This window comes from Enterobacter sp. MALB-1 (genome assembly GCF_041021625.1).
In the GTDB taxonomy this organism is placed as follows: domain Bacteria; phylum Pseudomonadota; class Gammaproteobacteria; order Enterobacterales; family Enterobacteriaceae; genus Enterobacter; species Enterobacter oligotrophicus.
In genome coordinates this window covers 1,419,788-1,434,672 of the sequence record NZ_JBDPJL010000001.1, presented here as the reverse complement: position 1 = coordinate 1,434,672, position 14,885 = coordinate 1,419,788, and the positions used below count along the sequence as shown (strand labels likewise).

The window sequence follows — 14,885 nt, the reverse complement described above, 5'->3', positions numbered from 1 at the left end:
GGCAGTAAGAAGGGTCTGGAAAGAATGCTTTACAAAAAAGGCTGCACTATTCTTCTTTCTCGCGGGTTAGTGTAAACGTATACACCGAATTTTCTTTCCAGCGCCAGAGGTCTTGAGAATGGGTTATCAGCCTGACAAAAATCGTTATCAGACAATGCAATACCGCCGTTGCGGACAAAGCGGGCTGAAGCTACCCGCCATTTCTCTTGGGCTGTGGCATAATTTTGGCGACGCCACGCTTATCGAAAACAGCCGTCAACTTTTACAGCGCGCCTTCGATCTGGGGATTACCCATTTTGACCTTGCCAATAACTACGGCCCGCCTCCTGGTTCAGCCGAACGTAATTTCGGACGCATTCTGCAGGAGGATTTTCTGCCGTGGCGTGATGAACTGATCATCTCCACCAAAGCGGGCTACACCATGTGGGATGGGCCTTACGGTGACTGGGGCTCGCGTAAATACCTGATCTCAAGCCTGGACCAGAGCCTGAAGCGCATGGGGCTGGAGTATGTCGACATCTTCTATCATCATCGCCCTGACCCGGAAACACCGCTACAGGAGACGATGAAAGCGCTTGACCATCTGGTGCGCCAGGGTAAAGCACTGTATGTCGGCTTATCCAACTACCCGGCGGAACGGGCGCGTCAGGCCATTGAGATTCTGGACGATCTCGGCACACCATGCCTTATCCATCAGCCAAAATACTCAATGTTTGAACGCGCGCCCGAAGAGGGATTGCTGGCGGTACTGCAGGATAAAGGCGTAGGATGCATTCCATTTTCCCCGCTGGCGGGCGGACAACTCACCAACCGCTATCTGAACGGCATTCCGGCGGATTCGCGCGCAGCCAGCGGCAGTAAGTTCCTGAATCCTGATCAGATCACCGAAGAGAAGCTGGAAAAAGTGCGTAATCTGAACGCGATGGCAGAAAGCCGCGGGCAGAAGCTGTCGCAAATGGCACTGGCCTGGATTTTACGCCACGACACCGTGACGTCCGTGCTGATTGGTGCGAGCAAGACCGTGCAAATAGATGATGCCGTCGGGATGCTGGAGAATCGTCATTTTACTGCAGATGAACTGACGGCTATCGACGCGATCCTCAATAGCGCAAAATAAAAGCATTTTTAGCAAATCGTGCTCTCATTCGTGAATTCGGAGTTGAAGCGATGATACGGGGCTTTACCACCCCGTAATATTGCGTTAACAGGCCGCACAACGGCCCCGATCGTGAAGGAGAAAAGTATGTTCAGGTCACTGATTCTTGCAGCGGTTTTGCTGGCCTCGGCCCCGCTGGTCGCCAGTGCTGGCGAAATCACCCTGTTGCCATCGATAAAATTACAAATTGGCGATCGCGACAATTATGGTAACTACTGGGACGGCGGTGGCTGGCGCGACCGTGATTACTGGCACCGTCATTATGAATGGCGTAAAAACCGCTGGTGGAAACACGATAACGGTTATCACCGTGGCTGGGATAATCGTAAAGCCTACGAACGCGGTTATCGTGAAGGATGGAGCGATCGTGACGACCGTCGCGGCGGTTGGGGACGCGGTCATGGCCGCGGGCATCACCACTAACACCAAAAAGGAGCCTTTCGGCTCCTTTTTCTTTTTAGAGTCCTGACACTGTACCAATCAACAACCACAGGTTCAGCGCCACCACTACCACCACAATAGCCCACCCGGCTCTTTTCACCAGCGTCGAGTTAACCAGGTCGCCCATCAGGGCTTTGTTGCTGGTAAATATCAGCAGCGGCACCAGCGCAAGTGCGATACCAAAGCTCAGCAATACCTGGCTCATCACCAGAATTCGGGTCGGGTCCAGCCCCATCAGGATCACGATAAATGACGGCAGCATAGTCACTGACCGGCGAACCCACAGCGGAATGTGGAAACGCACGAATCCCTGCATCACCACCTGCCCTGCCAGGGTCCCCACGACGGTGGAAGAGAGACCCGCAGCGACCAGGCTCAAGCCGAAGATCGTCGCGGCGGCATGGCTCAGTAGCGGTTCCAGCGTCAAATACGCCTGATCCAGATCGGCAACTCCCGTATGGCCATTAAAGTGGAACGCGGCAGCAGCCGTCGCCATCATCGCCAGGTTAACAAAACCGGCAATGGTCATGGCAATGGCCACATCCCATTTAGTCGCTGAATACCGCTCCTTACGCGTTCCGCCGTGCAGGTGCTGTGTTAAGGAAGAGTGCAAATAGATAACATGCGGCATAATCGTCGCACCCAGCACACCCGCCGCCAGGAATACCGCTTCAGAATTCGGCAAACTCGGGATCACCATTCCCTTACTGAGCTGCACCAGATTCGGCTGCGAGAAAATCAGTTCAACAATATAGGCTGCCGCCACAAACAGCAGCAGACCACCGATCACTTTTTCCAGCGGTTTTTGTCCATGACGCTGAAGCATCAGAATAAGGAAGGTGGCGATGCCGGTCAGGACAGCACCCTGTAATAACGACACGCCCAGAATCAATTTGAAGCCGATAGCTGCCCCGATAAATTCAGCGAGGTCGGTTGCCATAGCGATGATTTCCGCCTGAACCCAGTAAAGCCAGACGGCCGGACGGGGATAATGGTCGCGGATTTGCTCTGCCAGATTTTTGCCCGTGGCAATCCCCAGCTTGGCTGAAAGCATCTGAATCAGCATCGCCATCAGGTTAGCCCAGACGACCACCCACAGGAGTGTATACCCGAAGCTGGCCCCGGCCTGAATATTGGTCGCAAAATTCCCTGGATCGATATAGCCAATAGCAGCAATGAACGCCGGTCCCATTAATGCGAACCGCAACTTGCGCGCTGCCCTGCCACTGCTACCCTCTACGCGACTGTTTGTCATTTCTGCCTCTGGAAATATAGCCTTTGCTATGTTTAATGCTATCAAAATGAGAATGATTATCAAGATCATTTGTAAAGGTTGTAATGATTTCTCAGATAGCTTTTAACGATAGAAAGGCGGGTTCGCTTGAGCGGTCTCACAGAATATGAAAACGCGCAGTCATTTGTGAAGCGTAGCACACAAACTTAACTTTTCACTCATTTACCTAACATAACAAAAATGTATTGTTGATCACTATTTTTGAGACTCGTCACAGGATGTAACTATTGTGTGGCCTTGATCTCGTTTTCTTTGCGCTCGTTACATAGAATGTGCACGGAAATTAAACCTGCCTCAAATTTGGAGCAAATATGGACCGCGTCCTTCATTTTGTCCTGGCACTTGTTGTCGTTACTGCGCTTGCGTTACTGGTCAGCCATGACCGTAAAAAAATCCGCATTCGCTATGTTGTTCAGCTTCTTGTTATTGAAGTTTTACTCGCGTGGTTCTTCCTGAACTCCAACGTGGGGCTCGGCTTCGTAAAAGGCTTCTCCGAAATGTTCGAAAAACTGCTCGGATTCGCCAACGAAGGGACTAACTTCGTCTTTGGCAGTATGAACGATCAAGGTCTGGCATTCTTCTTCCTGAAAGTGCTGTGCCCAATCGTGTTCATCTCTGCGCTGATCGGTATTCTGCAGCACATCCGTGTTCTGCCTGTCATTATTCGCGCTATCGGTACTGTGCTGTCAAAAGTGAACGGCATGGGTAAGCTGGAATCGTTCAACGCCGTCAGCTCCCTGATCCTGGGCCAGTCTGAGAACTTTATCGCCTATAAAGACATTCTCGGTAAAATGTCCCGCAACCGCATGTACACCATGGCGGCCACTGCAATGTCTACCGTGTCCATGTCTATCGTGGGCGCATACATGACCATGCTGGAGCCAAAATACGTTGTTGCAGCGCTGGTTCTGAACATGTTCAGCACCTTTATCGTGCTGTCGCTGATCAACCCGTACCGCGTTGATGCCAGCGAAGAGAACATCCAGATGTCAAACCTGCATGAAGGTCAGAGCTTCTTCGAAATGCTGGGTGAATACATTCTGGCAGGCTTCAAAGTAGCGATTATCGTTGCGGCGATGCTGATCGGCTTTATCGCGCTGATTGCTGCCCTGAACGCCCTGTTCGCGGCAGTTCTGGGTATCTCCTTCCAGGGCATCCTGGGTTACATCTTCTACCCGATTGCCTGGGTAATGGGTGTTCCGGCAAGCGAAGCGCTGCAGGTTGGCAGTATTATGGCAACCAAACTGGTTTCTAACGAATTCGTGGCCATGATGGATCTGCAGAAAATTGCCAGCACGCTCTCTCCACGTGCGGAAGGCATCCTGTCCGTATTCCTGGTTTCCTTCGCAAACTTCTCTTCCATCGGTATTATCGCCGGTGCGATTAAAGGTCTGAACGAAGAGCAGGGTAACGTGGTCTCACGCTTCGGCCTGAAACTGGTATACGGTTCTACGCTGGTGAGCATTCTGTCTGCTTCTATCGCGGCACTGGTACTGTAATTCAGACTGCTAAACGAAAACCGGGAGCCTGTTCGCTCCCGGTTTTTTTATGCCTGCAGGACGTTGAGCGGCATGGGTTTACCTATCAGATACCCTTGCAGATAATCCACTCCGAACCGGAGCAGCATCTCGCGTTGCTCGGGCGTTTCCACAAATTCAGCCACCACGCAGAGTGATTTGGTTTTTGCCAGGTTGCAAATAGACTGCACAATCATTGCATCCATGTTGTCTGTGCAGATGTCCTTCACGAAGCAGCCATCGATCTTGATGATATCAGCCTGCAGACGCTTGAGGCGCTCGTAGTTGGCGTATCCTGTGCCAAAATCATCAATCGCGATACGGAAACCGTAATCCCGCAGCTGCTGGATATTTTTAATGCTCGGTCCCGAATTTGAAAAAGCCTGTTCTTCGGTAACCTCAATGACCACGGCCTGTGGTGGTACGCCATAGCGTTCAAACAGCGCGATAATTTCAGCGGCAATCTCTTTTTGCATCAGCGTCAGCGGCATCAGATTGACGGAAAAACGAGTTCCGGGATGCGTTGACGGATTATCACGCAGCCACGTCAGTAAGCTCTGTACCACGCTGATGTCGAAACGATGGCTCAGGTTAAACTGTGCAATTAACGGGATAAACCGATCGGGAGTGATGATCTCGCCATCACTTTCAAGGCGCGAAAGAATTTCGTAGTACCCTTCCCCGTCCGCGTTCTGGATCGGCTGGGCATAAAGATGGATGCCGTCAGCATCAAGAGCGCGTTTGATACGCCCCAGCATCAGTACCCTGTCCGTCGTTTGCCCGGAAACATCCTCAAGACTGTTGGTCAATGCCAGGACATTGTGCGCCGCGCATGACTGCTCGGACAACCAGCTCAGTTGTCCCAGGGTATGGTGCAAGTTGTCACCATTCTCGACTTCCCCCCAGGAGGCACCAAACTCAATATCCAGCCCGGTGTTATTCCAGAAAATCTTACGGCTGTTCAACTGATCGACAATATATTGCAGGCGCTCTGCGGTTCCTGGACCTAACAGTACCAGCACCAGTTCACTGCCGGGCAACTGGAAAAGTTTTTCATCCTGCTGGAGTAATGGCTGCAGAGATGCAGTAATCATCCGTTTGCAATGTACCCGCATGAGAATACCGTAATGGCGGCTTAAAAATTCCAGATTGTCCATCCGCAGGCAGCACACTTTTGCGTCAGGGTGGATTTTCAGGAAAACCTCCAGCGCACGAATGTTGGGTAACCCTGTCAGCGGATCGGTGAGCGCCCTCTCCTGCCAGCCCTGCTTCATCCACTCACTTCGCTGGTAGATCCTTGACATATAAAGCAGACAGATAGCAAAAGAGATCAGCACCGACAAAATAAAGGAAAGCGAGTACCCCGACTCCACCCCATTGAGGAAGTTATAGTTATAGGTTAACAGCAGAAGCGCAGATGCAGCCCACAGCAGCGAGATAAGTGCATAACTCAGACGGCTGATACCCAGCGTAAAAAGAATGAAAATCACTGGCATTAAATAGCCAGCAATAAGAGTTGATTGCATCGGAATGCAAAGAATTACAACAATAAACATCAGAAGCATCAGCCAACCTAATATAAACAAAGGTTTTTTATTAAGGACAATTGGCTTCACGCTTCGCCGCCAGAATGTTCTGGCATAACCTGGATTTGTTACCATTCTTAATGGATAATAGAACATCATCGTAAATATCAACGCTGCGCAAATCAGGCTTTGAATATCAACGATGTTATAAATTGCCGTACCTTCCCCAAAGAAAGTCGAAATCGTCACCGGGAAATCAAATAAGTAACCCGCCAGATACATCGATAATTTAATGCCTGACGGCACCATAAACCCAAGCCAGAAAATACGAAGCCCGATGTGCTTATTGGGCACACTATGACGCCAGCGCTTGCCCAGCGTCAGACGGAGCATGCCACAGGCCGCGAATACCGGAAAGGTCTGGCAAAACAGCAAAACGAGATGTTGTAGCGGTGCTAAATTAAGATTGTAAATATTAGTGACAGTAAAACTTAACAAAATGGGAATAATAGCACGGTAACCAAACAATAAAATAACAGCCAACATGACACTTAACGGTAACCACGCTAAATAGACATCATGCCCGTTAACAATTGCATGCGGAGAAATATAACGAGAAAAAGGAACCGCGAAGAGGCATAACGCCAGTGCAATCATAAATATCTTTACATTATTGTCAGTTTTTCTTTTCATCAAGTTAAAGGATCTATTCTACCATTAGTCTCATTGACCGGACGGATAATAGGTTTATTAATTGAGCGAATCAAGTTTCAGTCTACAAATAGACCGTTTTGTTGATTTGGGTTGAGGTGAGGTATAGAAAACACAGCCCTGATAACCCAAAAGCCAGGAAGCTGTTACAAAGGCATAAAAAAACCCCCGTCTTTCGACGAGGGTTCAAATTTTGGTGGAGCTAAGCGGGATCGAACCGCTGACCTCTTGCATGCCATGCAAGCGCTCTCCCAGCTGAGCTATAGCCCCACATGTTACTTTACCGACCAAACGCTGTTGGGTTCAGAGTTTGGTGGAGCTAAGCGGGATCGAACCGCTGACCTCCTGCATGCCATGCAGGCGCTCTCCCAGCTGAGCTATAGCCCCATCGTAAAGCTGTCATGTTGACGGGCGGCATAATATGAATTCCGCTGCTGAGTGTCAACGGCAAAATCAGCCCCGGACTTTCAATCGCTGAAAAATCATGCAAATGAATCACTTTGCGAGCCTGCTCGCAGTCAGGAGTTAAGCCTGTCACGTTTTCGTGTAAAACGGTGCTATAAAATGAACCACTAATTAACCCCACGAATATTCAGGAAATTGCATGATCAAGGAACGAATGACGCCAGAAGAGTTAGCCCTGCTCACTGGCTATAGCCGCCAGACCATCAATAAATGGGTACGCAAAGAGGGTTGGATTACATCGCCAAAACCAGGAGTTCAGGGAGGCAAGGCGCGTCTGGTGCATGTGAATGAAAAAGTTCGGGAGTTTATTCGCAGTGCACGCAGGGCATCAGAAACACCTGATATGCCCGATAACGCCTACCATGATGGCTCGCTACATACCTTACTTCTGACACTGGCAAATGAAATGACGCCGGATGAGCAAAAGCAGATGACCTCTCTGTTACTGCGCGAAGGGATTACCGGATTGTTGCAACGTTTAGGGATTCGCGACCAAAACTGACATGAAAAGATTACGCAGTAAAATGACCACGGAAGAGCTGGCTGATAGTCTGGGTGTCGCCAGGCAAACCGTAAACCGCTGGATACGCCAGAAAGGATGGAAAACAGAGGGCATTAACGGTGTGAAAGGCGGACGCGCCCGGCTGATTCATATTGATGCGCGAGTCAAAGAGCACATTATGAATCTTCCTGCCATTCGTAACCGTCAGGCAATTTACCAGTTGGCTGAATCCCCTTCCCTCTATGGAGAACCGGCATCGTCGAACCTGCTCCCGCAAATCATCGACTCGCTGGAGAATATGACCCCACTCGAACAGGAGCGCCTTCACGTATTGCTGAAGCGGGAAGGTGTACAAGGCTTTCTTGTGCGTCTCGGGATTGCGGAATAACACACATAAAAAACGGCAGGTCACCCTGCCGTTATTCTTATCTGGCGTTTAATTACTGCTGGCTTTCACGATCGGCAATAAAGCCCAGCGCCTTATTGATACGCGCCACGCTGCGTGATTTACCGATGGCATGTACGGTAACATCCAGCGCCGGGGATTGACCCGCGCCTGTCACCGCAACGCGCAATGGCATACCCACTTTGCCCATCCCGACTTCCAGTTCATCCGCCGTCGCCTGGATCGCATGATGCACATTCTCAGCGGTCCATTCCGTAATGGCAGCCAGCTTATCACGGACCACTTCCAGCGGCTGACGCGCAACCGGACGCAGGTGTTTTTTCGCCGCGTCAGCATCGAATTCGTCAAACTCTTCATAGAAGTAGCGGCAGCTTTCGGCGATTTCTTTCAGCGTCTTGCAACGCTCGCCGAGCAGTTTCACCAGCTCCGCCAGCTCAGGGCCGGTACGGGTATCAATATTTGCCTGCTCAATGTGCCACTGCAGATACGTCGCCACATATTCCGGCGGCATGGTATTGATGTAGTGGTGGTTCAGCCACAGCAGCTTATCGGTGTTGAACGCGCTGGCAGATTTGCTCACGGAGTTCAGAGAGAACAGATTGATCATCTCTTCGCGGCTGAAGATCTCCTGGTCACCGTGGGCCCAGCCCAGACGCACCAGGTAGTTCAGCAGTGCTTCCGGCAGATAGCCATCATCACGGTATTGCATCACGCTCACTGCGCCATGACGCTTGGACAGTTTTTTACCGTCATCACCGTTGATCATGGAAACGTGCGCGTACACAGGCACTGGCGCATTTAAGGCTTTCAGAATGTTGATCTGGCGCGGAGTGTTGTTGATATGGTCTTCACCACGAATAACGTGGGTAATTTCCATATCCCAGTCGTCAACCACAACGCAGAAGTTATAGGTTGGAGAACCGTCGGTACGGCGGATGATCAGGTCGTCCAGCTCCTGATTGCTGAATTCGATCGGGCCGCGGATCTGGTCATCAAAGATAACTGAACCTTCCTGCGGGTTGGCAAAACGCACCACGCAAGGCTCGTCAGCTGCGTGCTCGCTATGATCGTGGCGGCAGCGGCCGTCGTAGCGAGGTTTTTCGCCTTTTGCCATCTGCTCTTCACGCAGGGCATCCAGACGCTCTTTGGAGCAATAGCACTTATATGCCGTGCCTGCGACCAGCATCTCGTCAATCACGGCGTTATAACGGTCAAAACGTTTGGTCTGGAAGTACGGACCTTCGTCCCACTCCAGATTCAGCCAGTTCATACCATCCATAATGGCTTCGATTGCTTCCGGCGTAGAGCGCTCAAGATCGGTGTCTTCAATACGCAGCACGAACTCACCTTTGTTGTGGCGTGCAAAAAGCCAGGAATAGAGAGCAGTACGTGCACCACCGACGTGCAAATAGCCAGTCGGGCTCGGCGCGAAGCGAGTTTTGATTTTCATGAAATGGCCTTACGTTATAAAGATGCCGGCAATCGGCAAATCCTGGGGAAAAAACAATGGGCAATATTCTATCACTGTGAGGCGAATCCTCAATGTTGTTCCCTGTATCTGGCTTGAGTTTACTATTTTTGTTTAGAAATCATGCGTCACAGCCTGTTTCACGATCGTTTTGTTTAATTTTACGACGAACGAATAAAAACTTTAGAAAATGCGTTGACTCATTTTCAACTCTCCCTATAATGCGAATCCACACAGCGGGGGTGATTAGCTCAGTTGGTAGAGCATCTCCTTTACACGGAGGGGGTCGGCGGTTCGAGCCCGTCATCACCCACCATCTACTTTAAGTAGGCTCGCAGTGTAGATAAGTATTGAGATTGGGCGATTAGCTCAGTTGGTAGAGCATCTCCTTTACACGGAGGGGGTCGGCGGTTCGAGCCCGTCATCGCCCACCATTCTCACCTTATCGCAGCAGTTCCGAAATGGGCGATTAGCTCAGTTGGTAGAGCATCTCCTTTACACGGAGGGGGTCGGCGGTTCGAGCCCGTCATCGCCCACCATTTCGGGTCGTTAGCTCAGTTGGTAGAGCAGTTGACTTTTAATCAATTGGTCGCAGGTTCGAATCCTGCACGACCCACCAATGTAAAAAAGCGCCCTAAAGGCGCTTTTTTGCTATCTGCAGTTCCCATACTCTCCCGCGACGCTTTCTGCATACAACACTCAAGCTATTCCGTACCGCGCCGATACCTCTGTTTTATGGCGAAAAGGATCTCAATATGACAACCCTCAAGGCAGTATCGCTGTCAGCGATGGAAATCGGCAGTGTGGATAACAGTTCTGGCGGCAACGATATTGCCTCCCAGATTAACCGACTGACCAAACAGATTACGAAAGTCACCCAGCAGCTCAAAGAAGTGGCAATGGGTGATGCCACGGCAGAAGAGAAGCAAAAGCAGCAGGAGTTACTCGAATCCCAGCTGGCCATGCTGCAGGCACAGCTGGCGCAATTGCAGCGCCAGCAGGCAGAAGAGGCAGCGCCAAAGCAGACCACCACTCAGTCCGCTGCGGAAGGCGTTAACAAACCGTCCGCTGACCATCAGATTGATATTTATATCTGATCGCCCCCACTGCTAAACAGCGGATCGCGTGTGCGGGCTTCCATTAGCCGCTGAGCCTGCATACGCACCACGTCCCAGCACGCATTCGCCGCCCCCGAAAGCGAGCGATTTTTACGCCGAACCAGCATCAGCTGACGTTCGATGCAGGGTACAAATCGCTTCACCGTTAAACGGCTTCCCTGTGGCAGAGGTAACGCCAGCGCCGGAAGCACGCTGATCCCAATCCCCGCTTCGACCATAGGAAACAGCGTCGCCGGATGCCCAATCTCCTGCACGATAGTTGCCTGAACGCCTTGCGCAACCAGGGCAGCATCGATCAGCGGTCGGCTCCCCGACGCGTAATCCTGTAATACCAGGTTCGCCCCCTGGAGTAACTGCCAGTTCACCTCCGGCAACATGGCCAGAGGATCGTCATCGCGACACAACAGCAGAAACGGTTCTGAAAGGACAATTTCGCACGCAAGATCGCTCACCGGGCCGGGATCGATAACAATACCGAAATCCACATCACCCTGACGAATGCTCTCCAGCACCCACTGCTGCGGTCTGTCGTGCAGGACAAAATCAATATCAGGATAGAGGTGGTTACTCTCGGCAATACACTGGGGAATAAGATGCGCAGATATCGTCTGGCTCGCCGCCACCCTTACGGTGCCGGAAAGCTGTTGCCCGAGCCGCCCCACATCCCTGAGCGTGCTGTTGAGTTCATCCAGCAGCCTCTCCAGGCGCGTCGCCAGTTGCTGCCCCGCTTCGGTAAGCACCACTTCACGCGTGGTTCTGTCGAGCAGTTTCACACCGGTCTGGCTTTCAAGCTCTTTGACACTGTGACTGACAGCAGACTGGCTAAGCCCAATCATCTCCCCCGCCCGGCTAAAGCTGCGGGCCTGGGCGACGGTAACAAACACGCGAAGCTGACGTAGAGAATAATTCATCTGTTTAATTCATGAATGGATGCAATAAATCGATTTTATTTCTCAAACGGAAGAAAGCACAATAGCGGCATCTGTTTTCAGGAGTGATTATGAAACTTTTTCGTATCCTTGATCCGTTTACGCTTACCCTGATTGTCACCGTTTTGCTGGCCTCCTTTTTCCCTGCGCGAGGCGGTTTCGTTCCGTTCTTTGAAGGGCTGACCACGGCAGCAATCGCGTTGCTGTTCTTTATGCACGGTGCCAAACTTTCCCGTGAAGCCATCATTGCAGGCGGTAGCCACTGGCGACTGCATCTGTGGGTAATGTGCAGTACCTTTATTCTCTTCCCGATCCTCGGCGTTTTGTTCGCCTGGTGGGCACCCGTGAATGTTGATCCGGCGCTCTATACTGGCTTTCTGTATCTTTGCATTCTGCCTGCGACCGTTCAGTCCGCCATTGCGTTCACTTCGCTGGCGGGCGGGAACGTCGCGGCCGCCGTCTGTTCGGCGTCAGCGTCCAGCCTGCTAGGTATTTTTGTCTCACCGCTTCTGGTGGGGCTGCTGATGAATATGCACGGCGCGGAAGGTAATCTGGAGCAGGTGGGTAAAATCTGTCTGCAACTGCTATTGCCATTTGTTCTCGGGCATCTTTCTCGCCCGTGGACCGGTGCGTTTGTGGCGAAGCATAAAAAATGGATCTCAAAAACCGACCAGACGTCGATTCTGCTCGTTGTTTACTCAGCCTTCAGCGAAGCGGTAGTAAACGGCATCTGGCATAAAGTCGGCGTGGGATCGCTGCTGTTTATCGTCGTGGTCAGTATCGTTTTGCTGGCTATCGTGATTGCGGTGAATGTTTTTGTGGCCCGCAAGTGCGGCTTCAACAAAGCGGACGAAATCACCATTGTCTTCTGTGGCTCGAAAAAGAGCCTGGCGAACGGTATCCCGATGGCCAACATTCTGTTCCCGACCTCAGTGATAGGGATGATGGTGCTGCCGCTGATGATTTTCCATCAGATCCAGCTTATGGTCTGTGCGGTACTGGCGCGTCGGTACAAACGCCAGACCGAAAAGCTGGCGCAGGAAGAGACCCGCGCCGCGAAGGCTTAAGGACGTTTCAGGGGCTGAACCAGCTGGGTCAGCCCTTCTGTTTTAACGAGTAACGTAATTGCCATTAGCTCGCCCAGCCGCCCGGCGGGAAACTCATCCTTACGGGCAAACCACAGCAGATACTCTTCCGGCAAATCGATCAGCCTGCGGCCTTTATATTTGCCGAACGGCATCTCCGTATTGGCGATCTCAATAAGCTGCTCTTTCTCCACGTCACTCTCCCAGCAGGCGCATCATCTCTGCTTCGTCGATAACCTCAATGCCCAGTTCCTGCGCTTTGGCCAGCTTCGAACCGGCGGCTTCCCCGGCGATCACCAGGTCGGTTTTCTTCGACACGCTGCCCGCCACTTTTGCCCCCAGCGCCACCAGACGCGCTTTGGCATCATCACGTGAAAGCTGGCTCAGGCTACCGGTCAGGACCACCGTTTTACCCGCAAACGGGCTGTCTATCTCTTCCGCATTCACCACCACTGGCGCAGGCCATGTAATGCCTTCTTTCAGTAACTGGCCGATCACCTCGCGGTTACTCTCTTCAGCGAAGAAATTATAGACGTGCGTCGCAACCACAATACCGACATCCGGCACTTTTTGTAGCTCGTCGATGCTCGCTTTTTCCAGCGCCTCCAGCGTGCCAAAGTACGCCGCGAGGCCCGCTGCCGTTGCTTCACCCACTTCACGAATACCCAGCGCATAGAGGAAGCGGGCAAAGGTGGTCTCTTTCGCGGCTTCCAGCGCGTTAACGACATTCTGCGCTGACTTCGGCCCCATGCGGTCAAGCCCGGTGAGTTTTCCCGCGGTCAGCCTGAAGAGATCCGCAGGCGTATGGACATACTCTTTCTCAACCAGCTGATCGATAATCTTATCGCCCATGCCGTCGACATCCATCGCGCGACGGGAAACGAAATGCTTAAGCGACTCTTTACGCTGCGCGCCGCAAATTAACCCGCCCGTACAGCGCGTTACCGCTTCACCTTCGACACGTTCAACGTCCGAGCCGCAAACCGGGCAGTGGGACGGGAATTCAATAGCACGCGTATCGTCAGGACGTTCTGACTCAACGACGTTAACCACCTGCGGGATAACATCACCCGCGCGACGAATCACCACTTTGTCGCCAATGCGCAGACCCAGACGCGCAATTTCATCGGCATTGTGCAGCGTGGCGTTGCTCACCAGCACGCCAGCAACCTGAACCGGCTCCAGTCGCGCCACTGGCGTAATCGCCCCTGTACGCCCCACCTGGAATTCCACGTCGCGGACAAAGGTCATCTGCTCCTGCGCCGGGAATTTAAAGGCCACCGCCCAGCGCGGTGCGCGAGCCACAAAGCCTAACTGCTCCTGAAGTTCAAGTGAGTTAACCTTGATCACCACGCCATCAATATCAAAACCAAGCGTTGGACGGTCCTCTTCAACCTTGTGGTAGAACGCCAGCACCGCTTCCGGAGAATCGCATAGCTGTACGCGATTACTCACCGGCAGGCCCCACGCCTTAAATTGCAGCAAACGCCCGAGGTGGGTATCCGGCAGTTCACCGCCTTCCAGAATCCCCACGCCATAGCAGAAGAACGTAAGCGGTCGCTTCGCGGTTATGCGCGGGTCCAGCTGGCGCAACGAGCCTGCCGCCGCGTTACGTGGGTTAGCAAATACTTTCCCGCCGGTACGACGCGCTTCTTCGTTAATTTTTTCGAAGCCCGCCTGCGGCAGGAACACTTCACCGCGCACTTCCAGACGTGCCGGGATGTTATCGCCACGCAACCTCAGCGGGATAGCGCGAATAGTACGCACGTTGGTGGTGATATCCTCACCCGTGGTGCCGTCACCACGGGTAGCGGCGCGCACCATCACGCCATTTTCATAGAGGATACTGACCGCCAGGCCGTCCAGCTTCAGCTCACAGCACCAGGTCAGGGAGTCACTGCTTTTCAGCCGGTCCTGCACGCGCTTGTTAAACGCCAGGAAACTTTCTTCATCAAAAACGTTATCCAGCGACAGCATCGGCACTTCATGCCGCACCTGGCTGAACGCCCCCAGCGGCTCTGCGCCCACACGCTGAGTCGGGGAATCAGGCGTGATTAATTCAGGGTGCTGCGCCTCAAGTTCGCGCAGTTCACGCATCAGGCGGTCATACTCCGCATCCGGAATTTCCGGCGCGTCCATAACGTGGTAGAGGTATTCATGATGGCGAAGCGTGGTTCGCAGTTCAGTGAGTTGTTGTTCGATTGAGTCCATATCGCACCATCAAGAGAAAAAACCCCCGACATGCGGGGGTTGAGGAGGAGTTGAAG

The 14,885-nt window shown here is 52.3% G+C and carries 13 protein-coding genes and 6 tRNA genes; 11 read left to right on the top strand and 8 right to left on the bottom strand.

The window, feature by feature from the left end; translation table 11 throughout:
* Nucleotides 1-118: 118 nt before the first annotated feature.
* Nucleotides 119-1,117, top strand: a complete 999-nt coding sequence (gene mgrA / locus ABGB15_RS06895; RefSeq protein WP_215723794.1) for an L-glyceraldehyde 3-phosphate reductase — start codon at nt 119-121, stop codon at nt 1,115-1,117.
* Nucleotides 1,118-1,243: 126 nt separating this feature from the next.
* A complete protein-coding gene (gene ypeC, locus ABGB15_RS06890) occupies nt 1,244-1,579 on the top strand; it encodes a DUF2502 domain-containing protein YpeC (protein WP_152081764.1) in 336 nt (111 codons plus the stop codon).
* A gap of 34 nt (nt 1,580-1,613) precedes the next feature.
* Here the strand turns inward: ypeC and ABGB15_RS06885 are convergent, their stop codons facing one another.
* The gene (locus tag ABGB15_RS06885) at nt 1,614-2,852 is read right to left on the bottom strand and encodes an Nramp family divalent metal transporter (protein ID WP_152081765.1); all 1,239 of its coding nucleotides are present in this window, start codon (nt 2,850-2,852) and stop codon (nt 1,614-1,616) included.
* A gap of 350 nt (nt 2,853-3,202) precedes the next feature.
* Between ABGB15_RS06885 and nupC the strand changes: the two genes are divergently transcribed.
* Nucleotides 3,203-4,390, top strand: a complete 1,188-nt coding sequence (nupC, locus tag ABGB15_RS06880) for a nucleoside permease NupC (RefSeq protein ID WP_152081766.1) — start codon at nt 3,203-3,205, stop codon at nt 4,388-4,390.
* A gap of 47 nt (nt 4,391-4,437) precedes the next feature.
* Here nupC and ABGB15_RS06875 read toward each other — a convergent pair whose 3' ends face one another.
* The 3 genes from ABGB15_RS06875 to ABGB15_RS06865 all read right to left on the bottom strand — a co-directional run bounded on the left by ABGB15_RS06875 (nt 4,438) and on the right by ABGB15_RS06865 (nt 7,032).
* Nucleotides 4,438-6,627 carry an EAL domain-containing protein gene (locus ABGB15_RS06875; protein WP_215723793.1) on the bottom strand — a complete coding sequence of 730 codons (2,190 nt, stop codon included), beginning with the start codon at nt 6,625-6,627 and terminating at the stop codon, nt 4,438-4,440.
* Nucleotides 6,628-6,839: 212 nt separating this feature from the next.
* Nucleotides 6,840-6,915 (bottom strand) — tRNA-Ala (locus ABGB15_RS06870).
* A gap of 41 nt (nt 6,916-6,956) precedes the next feature.
* Nucleotides 6,957-7,032, bottom strand: a tRNA-Ala gene (locus ABGB15_RS06865).
* A 217-nt stretch (nt 7,033-7,249) separates the two neighbouring features.
* Here ABGB15_RS06865 and ABGB15_RS06860 point away from each other — a divergent pair.
* Nucleotides 7,250-7,612, top strand: coding sequence for a YfeC-like transcriptional regulator (locus ABGB15_RS06860; protein WP_152081767.1), 363 nt, complete (start codon nt 7,250-7,252; stop codon nt 7,610-7,612).
* A gap of 1 nt (nt 7,613) precedes the next feature.
* Nucleotides 7,614-8,000: a YfeC-like transcriptional regulator gene (locus ABGB15_RS06855; protein WP_152081768.1), complete on the top strand. Its 387-nt coding sequence runs from the start codon at nt 7,614-7,616 to the stop codon at nt 7,998-8,000.
* 52 nt (nt 8,001-8,052) lie between these two features.
* On the opposite strand, the gene gltX is transcribed toward ABGB15_RS06855, so the two are convergent.
* Nucleotides 8,053-9,468, bottom strand: a complete 1,416-nt coding sequence (gene gltX / locus ABGB15_RS06850; protein ID WP_215723792.1) for a glutamate--tRNA ligase — start codon at nt 9,466-9,468, stop codon at nt 8,053-8,055.
* Nucleotides 9,469-9,726: 258 nt separating this feature from the next.
* Here gltX and ABGB15_RS06845 point away from each other — a divergent pair.
* From ABGB15_RS06845 to ABGB15_RS06825, 5 genes are all read left to right on the top strand, one after another.
* Nucleotides 9,727-9,802 (top strand) — tRNA-Val (locus tag ABGB15_RS06845).
* Between the two features lie 42 nt (nt 9,803-9,844).
* Nucleotides 9,845-9,920, top strand: a tRNA-Val gene (locus ABGB15_RS06840).
* A gap of 29 nt (nt 9,921-9,949) precedes the next feature.
* A tRNA-Val gene (locus tag ABGB15_RS06835) sits at nt 9,950-10,025 on the top strand.
* Nucleotides 10,026-10,029: 4 nt separating this feature from the next.
* Nucleotides 10,030-10,105 (top strand) — tRNA-Lys (locus ABGB15_RS06830).
* A gap of 136 nt (nt 10,106-10,241) precedes the next feature.
* Nucleotides 10,242-10,583 (top strand): FlxA-like family protein, encoded by a 342-nt coding sequence (locus tag ABGB15_RS06825; RefSeq protein WP_215723790.1) that lies wholly within the window; start codon nt 10,242-10,244, stop codon nt 10,581-10,583.
* On the opposite strand, the gene ABGB15_RS06820 is transcribed toward ABGB15_RS06825, so the two are convergent.
* On the bottom strand, nt 10,574-11,515 hold the full coding sequence (locus ABGB15_RS06820) for a LysR family transcriptional regulator (protein ID WP_215723789.1): 942 nt from the start codon (nt 11,513-11,515) through the stop codon (nt 10,574-10,576). The genes ABGB15_RS06825 and ABGB15_RS06820 overlap by 10 nt on opposite strands.
* A gap of 89 nt (nt 11,516-11,604) precedes the next feature.
* Here ABGB15_RS06820 and ABGB15_RS06815 point away from each other — a divergent pair, with 89 nt between their 5' ends.
* Nucleotides 11,605-12,600, top strand: a complete 996-nt coding sequence (locus tag ABGB15_RS06815) for a bile acid:sodium symporter family protein (protein WP_152081772.1) — start codon at nt 11,605-11,607, stop codon at nt 12,598-12,600.
* On the opposite strand, the gene ABGB15_RS06810 is transcribed toward ABGB15_RS06815, so the two are convergent.
* Nucleotides 12,597-12,812, bottom strand: a complete 216-nt coding sequence (locus tag ABGB15_RS06810; protein ID WP_152081773.1) for a DUF3820 family protein — start codon at nt 12,810-12,812, stop codon at nt 12,597-12,599. The genes ABGB15_RS06815 and ABGB15_RS06810 overlap by 4 nt on opposite strands.
* Nucleotide 12,813: 1 nt before the next feature.
* Complete coding sequence (ligA, locus tag ABGB15_RS06805; RefSeq protein WP_152081774.1) at nt 12,814-14,829, bottom strand: NAD-dependent DNA ligase LigA; 2,016 nt, start codon at nt 14,827-14,829, stop codon at nt 12,814-12,816.
* Nucleotides 14,830-14,885: the final 56 nt, after the last annotated feature.